This window comes from Rubeoparvulum massiliense (assembly GCF_001049895.1).
Classification (GTDB): domain Bacteria; phylum Bacillota; class Bacilli; order Rubeoparvulales; family Rubeoparvulaceae; genus Rubeoparvulum; species Rubeoparvulum massiliense.
On the sequence record NZ_CVPE01000006.1, the window covers coordinates 241,642 to 259,232 of the forward strand.

The window sequence follows — 17,591 nt, forward strand, 5'->3', positions numbered from 1 at the left end:
GGCATCACCTTTTCTGCTCTTTACGCCTTCCTCTACGCATTTCCCCTCTTAGTTCCCCTCGCGGTTCATTCCGAGATGTAAGAAGTAAATATGTTTTAAAAACCTGAATCACACTGGCGCGGTCACGGAACCGTAAGGATGGAAGAGAGGTAGGGCTTTCATTGTTTTAGGATACAAGACAGTTTACAATATAATTGAAAATAAATATTGGGATACGGATTGGGAATCATAGTAATAAAGATCAAAAAAGTAAAGTGAGGCATAGCTATTTGAAAACATTTGCAGAATTTAATGTTAGTGATGCAGTGCTGAAAGCATTGGCGGCCATGGGATTTGAGGAGCCAAGTCCTATTCAGGTTCAGGCGATTCCCCTGGCACTAGCCGGTGGCGATATTATTGGACAAGCACAGACAGGAACGGGAAAAACTGCAGCCTTTGGTGTACCACTCATCGAAAAAGTGGAACTAGATGAAGCGGTACAGGGGCTTGTCTTGACACCAACACGGGAGTTGGCGGTGCAAGTAGCCCAAGAATTGAATCGGATCGGCCAGATGAAAAGGATCCGTACCTTGCCAGTCTATGGTGGTCAGGAGATCACGCGTCAGATCAAGGCGCTTAAGAATCGGCCCCAGATCATTGTTGCGACACCAGGAAGATTACTGGATCATATTCGGAGAAGAACCATTCGCCTCGGGCAAATTCGTATGGTGGTACTCGATGAGGCTGATGAGATGCTGAATATGGGCTTCATTGAGGATATTGAAGCCATTCTCGCGGAGATTACCATTCCTCATCAAACCATGCTCTTCTCAGCAACGATGCCGAAGCGGATTCAGACATTGGCCGAAAAATTTATGATCGATCCTGAGCTAGTCAAGGTAAAAGCGAAGGAATTGACTGTCACCAATATTGAGCAGCATTATATCGAGGTGCAGGAGAAGAAGAAGTTTGATGTCCTTTGCAATCATCTGGATCTAGAATCACCAGATCTGGCGATTATCTTTGGCCGCACCAAGAAGCGGGTAGACGAGCTGGTGGAGGGGTTGCTTCAACGTGGATACATCGCAGAAGGTATCCATGGGGATATCCCACAGTCGAAGCGGGAGCAGGTGATCCGGCGCTTTAAGGATCAGAGCATCGACCTGATGGTAGCCACCGATGTGGCAGCGCGTGGTCTAGATATTAGTGGTGTCTCCCATGTCTATAACTTCGATATTCCTCAGGATCCAGAGAGCTATGTTCACCGGATTGGCCGTACAGGGCGGGCCGGTAAGAAAGGGGTAGCCATTACCTTTGTCACACCGCGGGAGATGGACCAACTGAAATTGATCGAGCGGATCACCAAGTCGACGATTATTCGGAAACCAATTCCCTCCTATAGCGATGTGCTGGCAGGAAATCAACGGTCAGCCATTCAACAGCTGATGAAGGTGGTTGAAACGGGCGAGTACCATCTTTATAAGACTCAGGCAGAAAACCTCTTGGATGAGGCAGATGTAGACTCTGTCACCATTGTGGCTGCTGCCTTAAAGCTCTTAACCAAGGAGACCAGTACAACTCCAGTGACACTATCTGACGTGACGCCAATTACCCTCAAGAAGCAGCAAGGGCAGAAGGAGTATCGTCCCCAAGGCCGCGGGAAAGATGGTGGCAAGGGCAGAGGGAATAAGGGAAGAGGTCATTATGGTAAAGACCATGAACGGAACGGTCAGGGAAAAGAAAAGGGAAAGTATCGAGGCAAAGATAGCAATAAGCGACGGGAAAGATGATGCAGTATCATTGGCAAAGGATTCCTACGGGAGCGATTCTCGTAGGAATTTTTATTGTCAAAAGTGAAAAAAGATGTAGGGGTTCTACATAAGTATTGAGAAACTCTGTGAAGAGATCATGACATTGCTGGGTATTGGTCTTGACATTAAGGCTAAAAGCAATAAAAAATATGGAGTATTTGCTGAAAATAACATACTAATGTAAAGGAAGTGCTGGAGTGGAAGAGAAAATTCTAGGTGCCCTCTATGGAATGGCATTAGGCGATGCCATGGGCATGCCCTCAGAGCTTTGGTCGAGACGAAGGGTGAAGGAGCACTTTGGCTCGATTACAACTTTTTTAGATGGACCCAGGGAGAATGAGATTGCCCGAGAGTATCAAGCAGGTCAATTTACCGATGATACAGCCCAAGCATTGCTTTTGATCCAATCCCTCATCGCAACAGATGGAAGACCCAATATCCATCACTTTGTGAAAAAATTATTAGGGTGGGCTGATGAGATTCATGCCTTTGAGCGAAACATTTTAGGTGTCAGCTCCAAAGCTGCCTTACTGGCCATTCGTGAAGGAAAATCATTGGAGGAGGCAGGCGGAGCTGGCGAAACGAATGGTGCCGCCATGCGGATCGCTCCCATTGGTTGCTTGATCCCCAGCGCTGATCTGAAACGCTTAGTGGATGCGGTGGAGGAAACCTGCAAAGCAACGCACTATACTGATGTGGCCATTGCAGGGGCTTCAATGATCGCTGCAGCTGTGTCAGCCGCCATCGATGGGAAGTCGTGGGATGAGCTGATCACCATTGGGAAGGCAGCAGCCCACGAAGGCTGGCAGCGTGGCAAGGAAACCTATGCGCCTTCATTGATAAAGCGTTTGGATTTAGCATTGACGATTGTAAAGAATGGTCAGGATGAAGAAGAGATCCTACAGAATTTATATGATGTAGTCGGCGCAGGACTCCATATGGCTGAATCAGTACCAACCGCGTTAGCGCTGGCCTATTATGCTCGGACGCCATTACGCTGTAGCCAGCTTTGTGCCAATCTAGGTGGCGATACAGATACTATCGGAGCCATGGCCACCGCCATTTGCGGTGCGTATACAGGCATCCATGGGATTGATAGAAGCTGGATCGACCAGATTAACAGCATAAACCAAGTGGACTTTGCACCATTAGCACAGCAACTAGCAGTATTCCGGAATGCAGCGCAATGAGGAGATGAGTGGGTTGAGTGAGCAGGGTAGTAATCAAGCATGGAAGTTTGAACAGAATGGAATCAATATGGTTCCAGAAGCAGAGCGAACGGGGAGACCACGGGATCTTTTTCCCATTTGGTTCGCCGCGAATATTGGAATTTTAGGGATTGTGTATGGGGCACTTATCGTCGCCTTTGGCTTGAATATTTTTCAATCGATTCTTACTGCCTTGGTGGGAGCATTCTCCTTTATGCTAGTAGGGTACCTCAGTATTGCTGGACGAGATGGGGCAGCGCCTATGTTCACCCTTTCCCGTGCCATCTTTGGGATTCGTGGCAACTTTTTTCCTACATTGATGAGTTGGATTAACCTCTTGGGCTGGGAAGCTGTCACCATCACCACTGGGACCATGTCCATGATGGCTTTGCTCAGCAGCTTAGGATTGGCGCAGTCAGGAACCTCAGCCGTGATGAGTATGCTACTCTTTGCCGCATTGGTTGTACTCTTTGGCTTATTAGGACAGGCTACCTTAATTAAACTGCAATCTTTCTTAACCTGGGTCTTTGGTGGCTTAACCTTAATGGTGATCGCCTTGATTATTCCGCAAACCGATTGGCAGCAATTATCCAGCATTCCTGCAGGGAGCTGGTGGACTAGCTTCTTACCGGCTGTTTCCATCATTATGGCAGGGACCGGCATTAGTTGGGCCATTACCGCCTCGGACTATAGTCGCTATCAACGAAAAGAGGCGAAGGGTTCAGCCATCTTTTGGAATGTAACCTTAGGTGGCGCCATCCCACTCTTTGTGATCATGACGGCAGGGATTCTTTTATCCAGTGCGGTGCCCGATTTAGTCAGTGCAGGTAATCCTATCGAGGTCATTGGTGCTTCTTTACCGAGGTGGATGACCATTCCGTACTTGTTAACAGCCGTTGGAGGCTTGATTGCTCAAGCGGTTCTTAGTCTCTACTCGGCCGGACTAAACCTGCAAAATTTAGGGCTACGGATTAAGCGGACCATCTCCGTTGTTTTTGATGCTTGTGTGATGATCTCGGTGGCCACTTATGTGTTCTTTATTGAACAGGATTTCATGGGACCCTTTCAATCCTTCTTAATCTTAATCGGTGTCTGCTTAGCCTCTTGGGAAGCCATCTTTATGATGGATTATATCCTGATTCGCAAAAAGGCAGGCTATCCCAAGGAACTTCTCTATGCTAAGCATCAGCAGCCGGAGACGAAGCAATATAATGGAGCAGCATTAAGCTGCTGGCTCCTTGGGATTATGGTGGGACTGCTCTTTACCAATTCACCCTTCTTTAATGGTCCCCTTGCCGTGGGGATCTTCCAGGATAGTAGTCTTGGGGTGCTCCTTTCCTTCTTTGTGAGCGGACTCAGCTATACGATAGTTGCTCTAGTGAGTAAGAAGACCAGTACGGAAGCCTAAACATGGGGGAGGGGTCAAGCCATGGAGGAACGGCTTGCACGATTAAAAGGCTTATTACAGGGGCTTAAGCAGCAACAGCAGGTTGCGGTATTCGGTGGCGCCATCGTCGATGTGATCATGGAGGTACCTTCACTTCCTCGTTCCGGCGATGATCTCTATGGCCGCTATGTAGGCAGTATGGTAGGGGGATGTGGGTTCAATGTGGCGGTGGCGCTCAAACGCTTAGGAATGGAGATCGAGGTGGCCATTCCCATTGGGCAGGGTCCCTATGCTACTCAGGTTTGCCAAGCCATGGCGCAGGAAGGCATCGTGAGCAGGGTGGCAGTGAATCAAGGTGGCGATTGTGGCTGGTGCTTCACCATGGTAGAGCCTGATGGAGAGCGTACCTTCATCTCTGCCCTAGGTGTGGAAGGTAGCTGGTCAGAGGAGATGCTCCATTCCTTACACATCCATCAAGGAGCCTATGTCTACCTCTCTGGCTATGAGGTGGAGGCAGATCGACGGCAGGTACTGCTTAGCTGGTTGGAGGAGCATCCAGATCTACGCCTGGTCTTCGATCCAGGTCCCAAGGCAGTATGTCTCTCGCCATCCTGCTGGGAGCGGATCCTGGCTTTACATCCCATTCTAACGCTCAACGAGTGGGAAGCGTTAAGCTTAACCCATGTTGAAACCATAACAGAAGCTGGTCATAAGCTGTACCAATGGAGTCAAGGGCCGGTGATCATCCATGCGGGAGGAGAAGGTGCCTATCTCTATGATGAAGCTGGTGAGCAGATCATCCAAGCCTTTCCTACAGAGGTTGTAGATACTGTGGGAGCAGGTGATAGTCATACGGGCGCCATCTTAGCAGGCTTATGCTGTGGCTGGCAGTTGGAAGATGCGATCTTGTTGGGCAATCTCGTAGCGAGTATCGTGGTTAGCAGACCAGGGCCCTGCGGTGCGCCAACTATTGCTGAACTCAAAAAATAAAACTATTCATGACTATTCACTTAGTTGAGACTCCCACGACTAAAGTCGCAAGCCCTGACGGGTGGGATTCCTGCATGGCTTTGCGTTCTCAGTCCATTTCTGTTTTGAACAGCCTGCAAGATGAGGGTGTCTCATCACCCCTCCATATCCAGTGCATATAGCAGATATGGCTACGCTACTATGACCATCGCGTACAGTTTTTTCGTTCGTGGTGTTTTAGCGTCTTGTTCTTGACGACACATATCGTTTTACCGATCGCATGTATTAGGCGATCGAACCTTATACGATATCCAATTTTCAAAGAACGAGGTTGTGTTAGAGACTTGTACTTGTCTATAAGCGTATTGTAGCACTATTCAGGCAATTATGGTAGCCATAAGCTACCCCTTGTCTGACCTCGCTTTCATCCCATGTCTAAAGACGGGCTACGCCCTGCATGGGCTTTCTCGTTCGGAAAATCGGTAATAAGAAAATAAGGTTATAGCATCGTCAAAGAGTGTCATCGCAGATTGGCAAGCGATAGACACTCTTTTTATTGACAAAATCGCCTTGTTTATTAAGTTTAGCCCATATTAATACGATATTCTGATTTGCTAAAATAATATTATATGAATTATGCCAATGTAAGAAGGTGTTGCCAACATGGATACATAATGAATATCAAATACGTTCTTCAGCATTCATAAGATTGGGAATTACGGTAACCAGGATGACTCTCAATAATTCAACCTTTGGACGTAAACACGATGTGAAAGCAACATGAATATGAACGAAAGAAGGGGTCATCTTGAATAAACGATTGAGGAGTATTAAGGCAAAATTTTTGTTCGCAGCACTACTCATCGTCATCATCGCTTTAACTGTGGTAGGGAGTATCACTGGTTACCAGATTCGTTCACAAGCAGAACAGGATTACATCAATAATTCCAATGAACAAATGAGTATCGTGGAGGATGCGATTCATATTTTTTATCAAGCCATTGATAAGAATATTGATATGCTCGCAACCCATCCGACGATTCTGAAGGCAGATCAGACGATCACATCCTATGCGAATACACAAGAACGAACACAGATGACGCCTTTACAAAATGGTGGTATTGAACAAGCAATCTATGAAGTGTTTCAACAGTATGCAGAGAGTCACCCAGGCACCATGTATGTCTACCTTGGAACCGTAAACGGGGGATACCTACAATGGCCCGAGGATGATATCTCAGCCCATTATGTATCTAATGAAGAGGATTGGTATCAAACAGGTGTCAAGCAGAATGGTGCCATTGCTCGTACTGCTCCCTATGAGGATACAGGGAATGATCGCATGATCACCAGTAACGTACGATCCTTTACAGATAAGAATGGGAAGCTACTGGGTGTCATTGGTATTGATGTGGAACAGTCTGTGATCAGTGAAATGCTTAGTCAAATGGAGATAGGCGAAACTGGCTTTTCAATGATTATACATAATACAGGTATTATTATGGCGGATGGCAATCAATCAGAGAATAACTTTAAATCCATTGATGAAGTGGATATCCCTGGATTGGATAAACTCTTAGGAGAAAAGCTGGAACCGTTTGCTGTAGAGATCGAAGGAGCTACCTATCAGGTAAATGCTCATCAAGTAGAGGGTACAGACTGGATCTTAGCGTCATTCATGTCAGAAAAGGAATTAACAGCTGGATCCGCCAAGATTACCCGGATGATTTTGATCATTTCCCTCGTGACGCTCGTCGTCGTTAGTCTCTTTATCAATTGGATTACCAAACAGATTACCACGCCCATTGTTCGGGCATCAGGCTATCTAGAGACCATTGCTCAGGGAGATTTTTCGCAGCCCATTGCTGAAAAGGACTTAGCAAGAACAGATGAAGTTGGGATGATCATTCAAGGAATTCAACAGATGAAGGATGCGCTGATTCGCTTAATCGATCAGATAAAAAATGAATCAACTGCCATTGATGAGCAGGTTGATTATGTGATGGACACGATGAGAAATGTAAATGGCAATGTTGAAGAAGTATCGGCGACGACGGAGGAGCTCTCAGCTGGGATGGAGGAAACAGCTGCATCATCACAAGAGATGTCTGCCACATCGAAGGAGATCGAAAAAGCGGTGGATGAGCTGGCTCAACGATCACAAGCTGCAAAAGTGAATGTGAAGGAGATCAATGAGCGGGCTCAGACGATGCAGAAGGACTTCAATGCTGCTTATACTAATTCTTCACAGATATTTAATGAAACAAAAGAAGAATTGGAACAAGCCATTGATGAGTCCAAGGTTGTAGAGCAGATTAATGTCCTCTCCGAATCAATTATGCAGATCACAGATCAGACCAATCTATTAGCATTGAATGCTTCCATTGAAGCAGCACGTGTTGGTGAAGCGGGAAAAGGCTTTAATGTAGTCGCCAACGAGATTAGAAAACTGGCTGAGCAGTCGAAAGAGGCTGTTTTTCACATTCAAGATGTGACCTCCAAGGTGACAGGTTCTGTGGATAATCTATCAACTAGCTCCAATAAGCTATTAAACTATGTTTCTACGGATATCAATCGAGATTATCAGACGATGATCGGCGTAGCAGACCAATATCGTAAAGATGCAGGGTTCGTCGATGAGCTGGTTAATAACTTCAATGCAACCTCTGAACAACTTCGCGAAGCCATCGATAATATCTTAACCTCCATTGAAGGTGTGGCTGAAGCAGCCAATCAAGGGGCAATGGGAACAGCGGATATCGCCAATCGAGTGGCAGAGGTCAATGATAAATCTAGTGAGGTAATGGAACTAATTAAGCAAACCAAGGAAAGTGCTGCTCTCTTGAAGCAAGAAATCACGAAATTTACGATCTAATTGGCCCTCGTAAATGATCCTCTCAAGTGAGTATGCCAAACTTTATAGATAAGTATAAAAAAGGCTCAGCTGGTGGTTTCTTCACTAGCTGAGCCTTTTAACGATGAATTCAAATTATCTTTTCCGACGACGAATGATGATAATGCGACTAAGAAACAGGAAGAGGCAGATCAGGATGAGGAGGAGCAGCACGCTATGATAGGTGTCAGGGACAATTCTCGTATTGGACATGGGAATCAGATGATGGGTGTTTCCAAAGAAATGATTATACCATTTGATTTGCTGTGGTGTTGCACCCCATAGTACATACTTCCAATGTGATTCATATTGCGTATAGAGCCAGATAGCCATAAAGCCGATGGTGAGTGGGGTATCATAGCGAAAGCCTCGTAGATTGAGGATGAGAATGATAAAAAAGAGAAACCACCATAGCATATCTAAGCTGAAGAAGCCAGGAGAATCAACGAAGCTTGGGATCCCTACTACATCGAGTGTAAACCATAGGAATAATAGAATAAGCGAAAGATGTTGCTTTGACATCGACTGTGATTCCTCCTCAACGAACACTTGTCTCTATTGTACTTCATCCATGAGGCTCTCTCCATGATAAAGCTGAGCTGCATCGCCATCATTGCGCCAGATGTTCTGTGATGTCCACCAGAGATGAGATGGGGTTGCATCCTTTTCCGCTGTTCCTGACCAGATTGTAACCTGTGCACCAGCTGCTAAGCTAAAATCATCAGGAAATGTGTATCGTTGGTCTCCCTGTACACTGACGAGGAGCCAATCTTCCATCAGGATAGCTTCTGCTGATCGATTATAGAGGATCACATATTCTTCCCGTAGGTTCACTTCTTGGATCACGATGGGTGAATTGTGTGAATCGAGGTCTCCCTCAGGCTTATTGGTGGCTGTTGAGTTGGAAGCTGGAACGGTTTCCTCTCGTGGCATCTTCACATTCTCAGCGAATCCATCCTCGCGAGCATAATCCTCGATGCTCCAGATCCCTATTCCTTCCTGTTGGGCGATTTTCTGCACTTCACGAAATTGGTCCACATATTTGATATTGGGAGGATAGACGTAAGCCACACGTGCCAGTCCCTCTGCTAATAACATCTCGTTAAAGAGTTGATCATTGATCCAGACATAAGCGAGAAAGCGTCCGTATTTATCTCGCTCCGAAACATCTAGCTCCAGTTCGATATTTTTTCCTTCAAGATGGTCCTTCGTATACTGACTCGCTTCCGGTCCGAAGGGTTGCACGGGCTTGGTAGGATGCTTTGTTTCAGGAGTATCAATTAAGAGTAAACGAACAGTCTCTTCTTTCCCTTCAACGGTAATATTGATGGTGTCCCCATCGACAACGCGTTCGACAAAGGCTGGAATTCGCTCTGGATGCGCAGGATCCTCCGGTGCTTGTGCTGGTTCATCGAGAAGGATGGAGCAACCGCTCATAATAGAGAATGAGAGAATTAAAACAAAAAATACGAAAGCTGTACGAAAATAGGTATAAATGGATCGCATGCTTATGCTCCTCTTGGCAGTAGCCTCAAATAACAGACAATCATTATTGTACATCGTATGTTGAAGAAATGACAATGTGTGATGTAGTGAAAACGGCATATATACTAATTCCTCATAAATTGATATAATTTACTAAATAATGTAATTCATACTTGCACAAAGGTGAGCATCAGCGTGTCATTCAAGCCAAAGAGAGGATGAAACGATGTTGGCAAAGAAGCGCATTCTATTGATCATGATAGGACTCATTCTTGTGAGCAGTATAGCAGGCTGTGCTGTTAATCAAGCAGAGAATACTCTTGTGATTACACCCATGGAGCTATTTGATCGAGAGGCGGAAAAATTTGAGCCCTTCATGGGTATGACAAGTGGTTCAAAGTTAGCAGTACGAGGGGAAGGGTCCATTAATGTGGATGTGGAGGAATGGGAGTATGGGCAGCTGGTAAGACAAGGAGCAAGTCTAAGCCAACCTATCCCTGTGACAAGTGGAGCTGACAAATCAGCAAACTCCACAGAACATGAACTGATCATTTCTGTTCTCCCCATTCAGGTCAAAGAAGAAAAGGGCTATCTTATTCAAGTGGCGCTTAGCAATGAGAGTGGTACTTCGAAGATTTTAAGTTATGTTGAAGAAAATCCTCATATTACTGGATGGACATATGGTCAAGTGGGAGAAGAACAGATATTGGGCAGGGGTGAGTCTGTCTACATGATGGGGTTGAAGGGTTCATCCAAAGGGCCCATATCGAGTATTGCGGATCTTGAACAGGAGAAGGAAACAGCAGAGTGGATGCTACTATTTCGAGTTGAATATGCAGAAGAATTCTAGTGAAAGTAAAAAACCGATGCCTTCGATGAAGAAGTGCATCGGTAATTTTTAATTATCGCCCATATAAAAATCCGCCTGATTTCTGTCAAGATGATGGAGGAGGGCGGACGACGTGGTGATTTGGTACCAATGATTGATCTGTTCTAAGGAAACAAGTTCAACTTGATGGACATCATAGGTGGTGATACTTCCATCAGCAAAACGAACTACCAAAGGCTCTGTTTCAACAAATCCAGTATGGTCATCAATCACTTGCCCGATCTTACCAGCGTTCTGCCCTGCAGGAATCATCACATAGGCGCCAATTCGTTTAAGCATCCTCAATCCCTCCTTTGCATAGTGAAAATGATAATATCAAGTATCGAATAATAATATTAACATATTAATAAAAATAATGCAAGGGATTGAATGCAAAAGAAAGCCCCTAGAAATTGTACGCTAGGGGTTGTCGTAATGGAAGAGTCTATCGAGTGATTCTTTTCAAGATGGTCAAGGCGTAGAGCCCAGCCAGTCCGATGGCGATATAAATAATGCGGGGAACGATCTCATTTCCACCGAAGAGCCATTGGACTAGATCCCAATTAAAGAGGCCAATCAGCAACCAGTTTAAGGCACCAATGATCACGAATACCAATGACACCAATGTGAAGCTACGCATAGGTCATCCCTCCATAATAGAATGGGAGCTATCATCTGTATAATAAGTATATAATCATTATATATGTAATATGAATAGCCGTATGCCAATTTTTAGATCAAATAGACTTGATTCATCATACCACTGATGTATAATCTTTGTAGAACTATAAGGTGAGTGATGTCGTTGTATAACATAAAAGTGGTTTCTAATATGCTTGATATGCCTGCAGTAACGATCCGTGCTTGGGAGAATCGCTACCAAGCTGTCATACCCCGCCGATCTCCTTCAGGACATCGACTCTATAGTGAACAAGATATTCAGGATCTTCGCTGGTTAAAGACACAGGTAGAAGAAAAAGGAATGAATATCAGCCAAGCTGTAAAGCTACTTCGTAGTCGGAAGCGGGATAGTGAACATCATCTAAGTCAACAAGTTGAGACAACGGTAAATAATCCTGATCTACTCTATCTTGATAAAATTGATGAGTTATATAAGGCGATCCATGCCTTTGATTCTACGCGGGTGAATAATCTATTCGATCTTTATTTTTCTTTATATCATTATTCCGATGTTTTTAACTATATTGTTCGCAAGCTCATGGATTTTCTTGAAGAAAAAAGAGAAAAGGGAGAAGTCACCATCGCTCACGAACATTTTGCAAGCAATCTTGCCATGCAGCGATTATACCAATTTTTTCGTGCATTTCCTGTCAACCCTACCCTCCCAAAGGTACTTGCCTTCACTCCTGAAGGTGAATTGCATCAACTAGGCTTACTCTATTTTTCCTTGTTTTTACGATCGCATCAATATGACGTGATCTACTTAGGAATCAACACCCCCATGGATGGCTTAGATGACTTGATTCAAATGCATGATATTCGAATTATTTTAATCTCCGTGACTTGTGAATCACTCCGCCCATTGACAGAAAAAATGGTGAAACATTTTCGTAAGATGCACCCCCATCTCCAAATATTGATTGGTGGACAAGCTTTTCGTGAGGAGGAGGTTCCTGCTACATGTCATTATGTAGATGAGGACGCAGCTAATTGGTATTTATGGTTGGAGCAACAACGGTAGCATACCAGCTACCGTTGTTCGCATAGGACTTAAGATGTATTTTCAAAATATTCCATTTCCTTATGTTGGTTAACAGGGTAAAATAAAGTAGATTTGGTTCAGGTGGAGCTGCGACTCTATCTGAACCTTGAATGATTTTTAAGGAGGTTTTGCGATGTCAGGGAATCTTCAGAATGCTGGTAAGGAGGCAGAAGTGGCAACTCAATCTGCTCTACCTGCATCAGTGAAGAAAAGAAAGTTGATGTTGATATTTGGTATTATTAGTTTGATTCTCATTTTTGCAATCGGTGCCATCATCTATTTTGATGTAGACATTACCTCCATTTTTCAAAGCAAGGCTAGTCCTGATGATGATTATGCTGTTCCATTCGCCTATCTTACAGGCAAGCATCATGCCCCCATGGAGTATATACTCATCGCTCACCTGTATCCAATACCTTTTTTAGGTGAGTATGTACTTGTATATTCGGGTATGTTCTCTGTGGCAAGTGCAGGGTTAACCGATGATTGGAGCAAGCTAGCATTACTAAATGAGAACGGCAACCCTAATGCGCCTAGGCTAAGATTTCAGCTTGAACAATATACAACGAAGCCCGTTGATCAAGGGTTAGCAAATCTATTTTTAAGCCAATATTTTAATAAGCACTTGAATCAGGTTTATGTCCTGAATATTAAACATAAATGGCTTGAGGGGAGCAACGAGCTAGAGGGTCTGAGTCAGATTCTTCTACTTACAGAGAGTGCTATCCGATTTAATATTGACCAATGTGAAGGTAGACCCTGTATTATTGGCAACACTGATCAAAGCAAAGTGCATTTCTACTATTTGACTACCGAGGGCACAATCTATGAAAGTTGGATTGATACGAAGGAGGATCTTACGAAGATCATTTCATATCACCCTACTTACCCCATCGTGGCGTTGGAAGTACTGGACCTCGCAGGGGAGGAAGTGCAGACCATTCAGCTATCTGAAGAAATGAAGGGCAGTGAAGCTACTACCGAGGAGTCTTCAGATGGCGAAGGAGAAGAGTAATGACAGCAAGGAGTGGACAAAATGAGCAAAGAATTGAGTTTAATTGCCGCAAGTGCAAAACCGCAAACAAGGGAGAATCTTGGGGAAGATTTACGTGGGCTCGGGGTGGAACCTGGAATGACATTACTAGTTCATTCCTCTCTGAGTAAGCTAGGCTGGGTGTGCGGAGGTGCTGTTGCGGTTGTACAAGCACTGATGGATGTACTTACGCCAAAAGGAACCTTGATTATGCCTACACATACCACACACTACTCTGACCCAGCATATTGGGAAGCACCCGCTGTTCCAGAGAGCTGGTGGGAGACGATTCGTAATACCATGCCAGCGTTCGATCGTGATTATACAGCTTCATTTTTTATGGGAGCCATCCCTGAAACATTCCGTCAGTTTCCCGATGTGATTCGTAGTAATCATCCTCAGGTATCCTTCGCAGCCTGGGGTGAACAGGCTACTGAGATCACCTCCAACCATTCGCTCCATTATGGCTTAAGTGAAGAATCGCCGTTGGGGAAAATTTATGAGGCCAAGGGAATGGTGCTTTTATTGGGAGTAGGATACGAGAATAATACTTCCTTTCACCTCTCGGAGTATCGCTCTAAGGTCCGCCCAGTGATTAAGAATGGTGCTCCCATTTGGAAGGATGGAGTACGGATCTGGCAAGAGATCGAAGATCTCGACATTGATAGTGAACGCTTTGCGGAGATTGGGATTTTGATGGAGCAGCAAGTAGAAGTTACAAAAGGAAAAGTAGGTTCAGCAGACGCCATTTTATTTCAGCAACGGGCTGCAGTGGACTTTGCTACTACGTGGTTCAAACATACATATAAGGAATGGGAATAGTGGCTATTGATAATTACGATTTCACACAACGCTTCATTCTCCGTTACAGTATGTATAGAGTGTAAAATTGACGAGAGTGGAGCAGAGTGTTATGAAAGGTAAGGAATTCATCGATCTAAGTAAATTACGTGGTATGGGGCAGGGGATTATCCTTTCCCTTCTTTTGGCGATTATTGCGCGTGAACTGACTCATTTTTCGTTTTTTTCCATGATGGGTCCGATGATTATTGCGATTCTCCTCGGGATGTTGTGGCGTTCTCTTTTTGGTGTGGAAGCCAGCGCTGGTGTGGGAATCTCATTTACAAGTAAATACTTGCTACGAGCAGGAATTATTCTTCTAGGTTTTACCATCAACTTACATGAGCTATTTGCTGCGGGACCATTGGTGTTCACGCTTGCATTGGTTGCTGTAGTTCTTGGATTTACAGCGGTTGGGCTCTTCGGGAAGTGGCTACGTGTTGATCCAACATTGGGACTATTGGTGGCTTCTGGTACCGCCATCTGTGGTGCTGCTGCCATCGCTGCGGTATCTGCACCAGCGAAGGCAAAGCATGATGAATCAGCGATTAGTATTGCAGTCATCGCTCTATTGGGAACGGTCTTTGCCATCATTGATACCCTTTTATATTCGGTATTTCCTATCTCTGCTGCTCATTATGGCCTCTTTACGGGTAGCTCCCTACATGAGATTGCCCATGTGGTAGCAGCAGCAACACCAGCTGGTGATAAGGGGATGGAGATGGCGCTGCTGGTTAAGATGTCACGGGTGTTGCTCTTAATTCCAGTAGTACTCCTTGTAGGCATATGGAAGGGAAAAAAAGAAAAAGAGAATGTGGTAAGTGATAAAAAACTACCCATTCCCTGGTTTATTTTTGGCTTTCTCCTTGTGAGTCTACTTAATTCAGGAGAAATTGTCTCCGAAAGCTGGACGCAACACTTTGTTTCTGCAGCTTACCTCCTGATGACGATGGCCATGGCAGCCATGGGCTTAAGTGTAAAATGGGAGGTAATCAGACAGAAGGGTGGACGCCTCTTGCTTGCAGGCTTAAGTGGTTCCGTTATCTTAGCTGTGGTCATGTTCTTTTTGAGTGATGTTGTACTCCGTTGAGCAGAGCTGGTGTACCAGTTTAAGGAAGGCAGTCCCTGCGAAGGTTAAGTCATGACCTTCGGTGCGTAGCAGTGAGAATAGGCGTGTTACTCGGTAGGATGCAGGAAGCTGGAGAGAGCAGAGCTCACCACTCTGTAGTTCTCGTTGCACAGCCCATCTGGAAATGAGAGCCACGCCCATCCCTGCCATCACGCCTTCCTTCACACCTTGATTACTGCTAAAAATCGTAGCCCCTTTAGGCGTATGATCAATCATATTTAAGAGGAAGTCGGAATAGGCCCTTGTACCTGAGCCTTTTTCGCGCATTACCCAGTGAAAATTTCGAAGTTGTTCCAAAGAGAAGCTTCCTCCTTGGGCTCGCTGGTGGGAGGGATGGGCAATGAGTACCATTTCATCCTCCATGATAGGCTCTACCTGCAACTGGGAATCATACACATCTCCTTCAATAAAACCAATATCCACCTCATGTCCTCGCACAAGCTGTGCAATCTCCTCAGTGTTCGCAATATAGGTGTGAATCTTTACTTGGGGATGTGTTTCCTTGAACTGCGCAATCATTCCAGGTAAAACATACTCTCCTACTGTATAGCTAGCGCCAATGACCAACTCACCAGTCACTAAATGATGTAATTGATCAATCTCCTGCTTCGTTGTTTCCACTAGCTGTAGGATTTCCTTGGCACGGTGGAATAAAACCTTTCCTTCTGTAGTTAAGCGAAGATTTTTCGGAGTTCGATGCAATAGTTTACAGGAAAAATTCTGTTCTAGGTTCTGTACTTGTTGACTAACAGCAGGTTGGGATAAGTGAACCTTTTCTGCTGCTTTTGAAAAATTTCCTTCTTCCACTACAGCCACAAATACGCGTAACAGATCTAAGTTCATAGTAACCTCCATGGTCAGGAAAATAGGGAAATATAAATACAATATATACCATTAATGAATAAATATGATATACTATCCACGAGTTCGTAATGGGATAATTACTAACGATACTATTATAGCGGTTCCCGACGAGAAAACCTAGTTGTTCAAAATCTTGCCCTTTAAAGAAGGATGGCAGTAAAGCGTAAAGTAAGGAGGTACCGTTTGCGATGGTAAATATGAAACAGAGAAGTGGTAATTATATATTTGTATTATTCCTATTATTCTCACTAGTCATATCTCTAACTGGATGTAGTTCGGAAGAAAGCTCAGATCTTCTCGAGGAATGGGAGGAGTTAGAGAAGGAGATTGACAAAAAAGTAGACAATAGTGTTAAAAAACGTGTGAAGGATGGTCAAGCTCAATCCATTGACGAAGTCTTTTATCAATTAATTCAAGTGCGGCATGAACAGAAACAGGAATTGGAACGATTCATTCAGGAGCAGGAGAAGGTCATCAATAAAATGCCACTGATTCCTCTTTATCTTGAGCTAACAGGTGATGTGGAAATCAAGGATGAAACCATTGAGATCCGCGGGGTCACCAATCTTGTGCCAGGTGCTAAAATTAGAGTTAGCATAGAGTCTTCTGCGCATATCTATACAGGAATCAATGTGAGTGATAATGTTCAAGAGGATGGAACCTTTGTAATCAGTTTTCTCAATCCGAAGTTTACCAATCCAGTTAAATTGATTCTTCGCTTCAATCCAGAAGACCAAAATTATGATATTAAAAAACGATATCGGGATGATGGTCTAGATTTAGCAGGTCCTTATATTCACACCGAGCATAAAGATAATGGTTCTAGAAAAGTACTACAATCCATCGCGCTTGTAAACCTCACTGATGTAGGGAAAAGTCTGAAGGTTGAAGCACCTGCATGGGATTTCCCTAAGGATCAGGGTGAACCAAAGATTTGGATGGATGCTGAATTAGAATATCAGGGGAATTACATTATTGTTTCCGGGAAGAGCAATCTGATCGAAGGAAGCTTTGTTAAGGGGAGTTTAAGCTCATCCTCGCATACGCTATTTGGTTATCAAGATCAAGCTTATGTAAATCCTGATGGTTCATTTCTTCTCGTTATACAGAATGCAGGTGAGGATGTAAAAGGGAAAATGATAAATATTGATCTGTCTCTCAATTCATCTCTAAAAAATGTGAAAGAACTGTATGGAGCAAAGGGAGAACATCTTCAAGGTGAATTTATCAAAGAATATAGTGATGGAGAACGCTATGCACATACGGAGATAACAGTGACTAAAGATGTAGAGTAATTATTAATTAGACTTTACAGGTATGACCTGTGAAGTCTTTTTTTGTTTTGTATAGGAATTCTGCCGATACATAGCGAAAGATGAATCCATTCAAGTATTTTGCAAGG

At 44.3% G+C, this 17,591-nt stretch carries 16 protein-coding genes; 11 read left to right on the forward strand and 5 right to left on the reverse strand.

What is annotated here, in order from left to right:
* Positions 1-269: 269 nt before the first annotated feature.
* The 5 genes from BN1691_RS08985 (at position 270) to BN1691_RS09005 (ending at position 8,229) form a co-directional block, all read left to right on the forward strand.
* Entirely contained in the window at positions 270-1,769 is a 1,500-nt protein-coding gene (locus BN1691_RS08985; RefSeq protein WP_269431185.1) for a degradosome RNA helicase CshA, read from the forward strand.
* 218 nt (positions 1,770-1,987) lie between these two features.
* Entirely contained in the window at positions 1,988-2,980 is a 993-nt protein-coding gene (locus BN1691_RS08990) for an ADP-ribosylglycohydrolase family protein (protein ID WP_048601911.1), read from the forward strand.
* The gene (locus BN1691_RS08995; RefSeq protein ID WP_231638378.1) at positions 2,967-4,406 is read left to right on the forward strand and encodes a purine-cytosine permease family protein; all 1,440 of its coding nucleotides are present in this window, start codon (positions 2,967-2,969) and stop codon (positions 4,404-4,406) included. Before BN1691_RS08990 ends, BN1691_RS08995 begins: the two co-directional genes overlap by 14 nt.
* Positions 4,407-4,427: 21 nt before the next feature.
* Positions 4,428-5,375, forward strand: coding sequence for a PfkB family carbohydrate kinase (locus BN1691_RS09000; RefSeq protein WP_048601912.1), 948 nt, complete (start codon positions 4,428-4,430; stop codon positions 5,373-5,375).
* Between the two features lie 787 nt (positions 5,376-6,162).
* Complete coding sequence (locus BN1691_RS09005) at positions 6,163-8,229, forward strand: methyl-accepting chemotaxis protein (RefSeq protein ID WP_048601913.1); 2,067 nt, start codon at positions 6,163-6,165, stop codon at positions 8,227-8,229.
* A 114-nt stretch (positions 8,230-8,343) separates the two neighbouring features.
* Here the strand turns inward: BN1691_RS09005 and BN1691_RS09010 are convergent, their stop codons facing one another.
* Both BN1691_RS09010 and BN1691_RS09015 read right to left on the reverse strand, forming a co-directional pair.
* Positions 8,344-8,769 carry a hypothetical protein gene (locus BN1691_RS09010; RefSeq protein WP_048601914.1) on the reverse strand — a complete coding sequence of 142 codons (426 nt, stop codon included), beginning with the start codon at positions 8,767-8,769 and terminating at the stop codon, positions 8,344-8,346.
* A gap of 33 nt (positions 8,770-8,802) precedes the next feature.
* Positions 8,803-9,753: a thermonuclease family protein gene (locus BN1691_RS09015; RefSeq protein WP_053083734.1), complete on the reverse strand. Its 951-nt coding sequence runs from the start codon at positions 9,751-9,753 to the stop codon at positions 8,803-8,805.
* Between the two features lie 208 nt (positions 9,754-9,961).
* On the opposite strand from BN1691_RS09015, the gene BN1691_RS09020 reads away from it, so the two are divergent.
* Positions 9,962-10,582 (forward strand): hypothetical protein, encoded by a 621-nt coding sequence (locus tag BN1691_RS09020; protein WP_147545810.1) that lies wholly within the window; start codon positions 9,962-9,964, stop codon positions 10,580-10,582.
* A 48-nt stretch (positions 10,583-10,630) separates the two neighbouring features.
* Here the strand turns inward: BN1691_RS09020 and BN1691_RS09025 are convergent, their stop codons facing one another.
* Together BN1691_RS09025 and BN1691_RS09030 are read right to left on the reverse strand one after the other, a co-directional pair.
* A complete protein-coding gene (locus tag BN1691_RS09025; protein ID WP_048601916.1) occupies positions 10,631-10,900 on the reverse strand; it encodes a KOW domain-containing RNA-binding protein in 270 nt (89 codons plus the stop codon).
* Positions 10,901-11,045: 145 nt separating this feature from the next.
* Positions 11,046-11,240, reverse strand: a complete 195-nt coding sequence (locus tag BN1691_RS09030) for a DUF378 domain-containing protein (protein WP_048601917.1) — start codon at positions 11,238-11,240, stop codon at positions 11,046-11,048.
* A 165-nt stretch (positions 11,241-11,405) separates the two neighbouring features.
* Between BN1691_RS09030 and BN1691_RS09035 the strand changes: the two genes are divergently transcribed.
* The 4 genes from BN1691_RS09035 to BN1691_RS09050 all read left to right on the forward strand — a co-directional run bounded on the left by BN1691_RS09035 (position 11,406) and on the right by BN1691_RS09050 (position 15,286).
* Positions 11,406-12,302: a MerR family transcriptional regulator gene (locus tag BN1691_RS09035; protein ID WP_076850163.1), complete on the forward strand. Its 897-nt coding sequence runs from the start codon at positions 11,406-11,408 to the stop codon at positions 12,300-12,302.
* A 154-nt stretch (positions 12,303-12,456) separates the two neighbouring features.
* Positions 12,457-13,338, forward strand: coding sequence for a hypothetical protein (locus BN1691_RS09040; RefSeq protein WP_048601919.1), 882 nt, complete (start codon positions 12,457-12,459; stop codon positions 13,336-13,338).
* 21 nt (positions 13,339-13,359) lie between these two features.
* On the forward strand, positions 13,360-14,178 hold the full coding sequence (locus BN1691_RS09045) for an AAC(3) family N-acetyltransferase (RefSeq protein WP_048601920.1): 819 nt from the start codon (positions 13,360-13,362) through the stop codon (positions 14,176-14,178).
* Positions 14,179-14,269: 91 nt separating this feature from the next.
* Entirely contained in the window at positions 14,270-15,286 is a 1,017-nt protein-coding gene (locus tag BN1691_RS09050) for a YeiH family protein (protein ID WP_048601921.1), read from the forward strand.
* On the opposite strand, the gene BN1691_RS09055 is transcribed toward BN1691_RS09050, so the two are convergent.
* On the reverse strand, positions 15,242-16,168 hold the full coding sequence (locus tag BN1691_RS09055; protein ID WP_048601922.1) for a LysR family transcriptional regulator: 927 nt from the start codon (positions 16,166-16,168) through the stop codon (positions 15,242-15,244). The two genes, BN1691_RS09050 and BN1691_RS09055, sit on opposite strands and share 45 nt — an antisense overlap.
* A 209-nt stretch (positions 16,169-16,377) precedes the next feature.
* Between BN1691_RS09055 and BN1691_RS09060 the strand changes: the two genes are divergently transcribed.
* Positions 16,378-17,484 carry a hypothetical protein gene (locus BN1691_RS09060; RefSeq protein ID WP_048601923.1) on the forward strand — a complete coding sequence of 369 codons (1,107 nt, stop codon included), beginning with the start codon at positions 16,378-16,380 and terminating at the stop codon, positions 17,482-17,484.
* The last annotated feature ends 107 nt before the right edge of the window (positions 17,485-17,591 follow it).

Coding starts and splice junctions, on each gene's coding strand:
- BN1691_RS09010 (WP_048601914.1), bottom strand. CDS start 8,769: ATGTCAAAGCAACATCTTTCGCTTATTCTATTATTCCTATGGTTTACA.
- BN1691_RS09050 (WP_048601921.1), top strand. CDS start 14,270: ATGAAAGGTAAGGAATTCATCGATCTAAGTAAATTACGTGGTATGGGG.
- BN1691_RS09060 (WP_048601923.1), top strand. CDS start 16,378: ATGGTAAATATGAAACAGAGAAGTGGTAATTATATATTTGTATTATTC.
- BN1691_RS08995 (WP_231638378.1), top strand. CDS start 2,967: ATGCAGCGCAATGAGGAGATGAGTGGGTTGAGTGAGCAGGGTAGTAAT.
- BN1691_RS09030 (WP_048601917.1), bottom strand. CDS start 11,240: ATGCGTAGCTTCACATTGGTGTCATTGGTATTCGTGATCATTGGTGCC.
- BN1691_RS09055 (WP_048601922.1), bottom strand. CDS start 16,168: ATGAACTTAGATCTGTTACGCGTATTTGTGGCTGTAGTGGAAGAAGGA.
- BN1691_RS09025 (WP_048601916.1), bottom strand. CDS start 10,900: ATGCTTAAACGAATTGGCGCCTATGTGATGATTCCTGCAGGGCAGAAC.
- BN1691_RS09040 (WP_048601919.1), top strand. CDS start 12,457: ATGTCAGGGAATCTTCAGAATGCTGGTAAGGAGGCAGAAGTGGCAACT.
- BN1691_RS09000 (WP_048601912.1), top strand. CDS start 4,428: ATGGAGGAACGGCTTGCACGATTAAAAGGCTTATTACAGGGGCTTAAG.
- BN1691_RS09015 (WP_053083734.1), bottom strand. CDS start 9,753: ATGCGATCCATTTATACCTATTTTCGTACAGCTTTCGTATTTTTTGTT.
- BN1691_RS09045 (WP_048601920.1), top strand. CDS start 13,360: ATGAGCAAAGAATTGAGTTTAATTGCCGCAAGTGCAAAACCGCAAACA.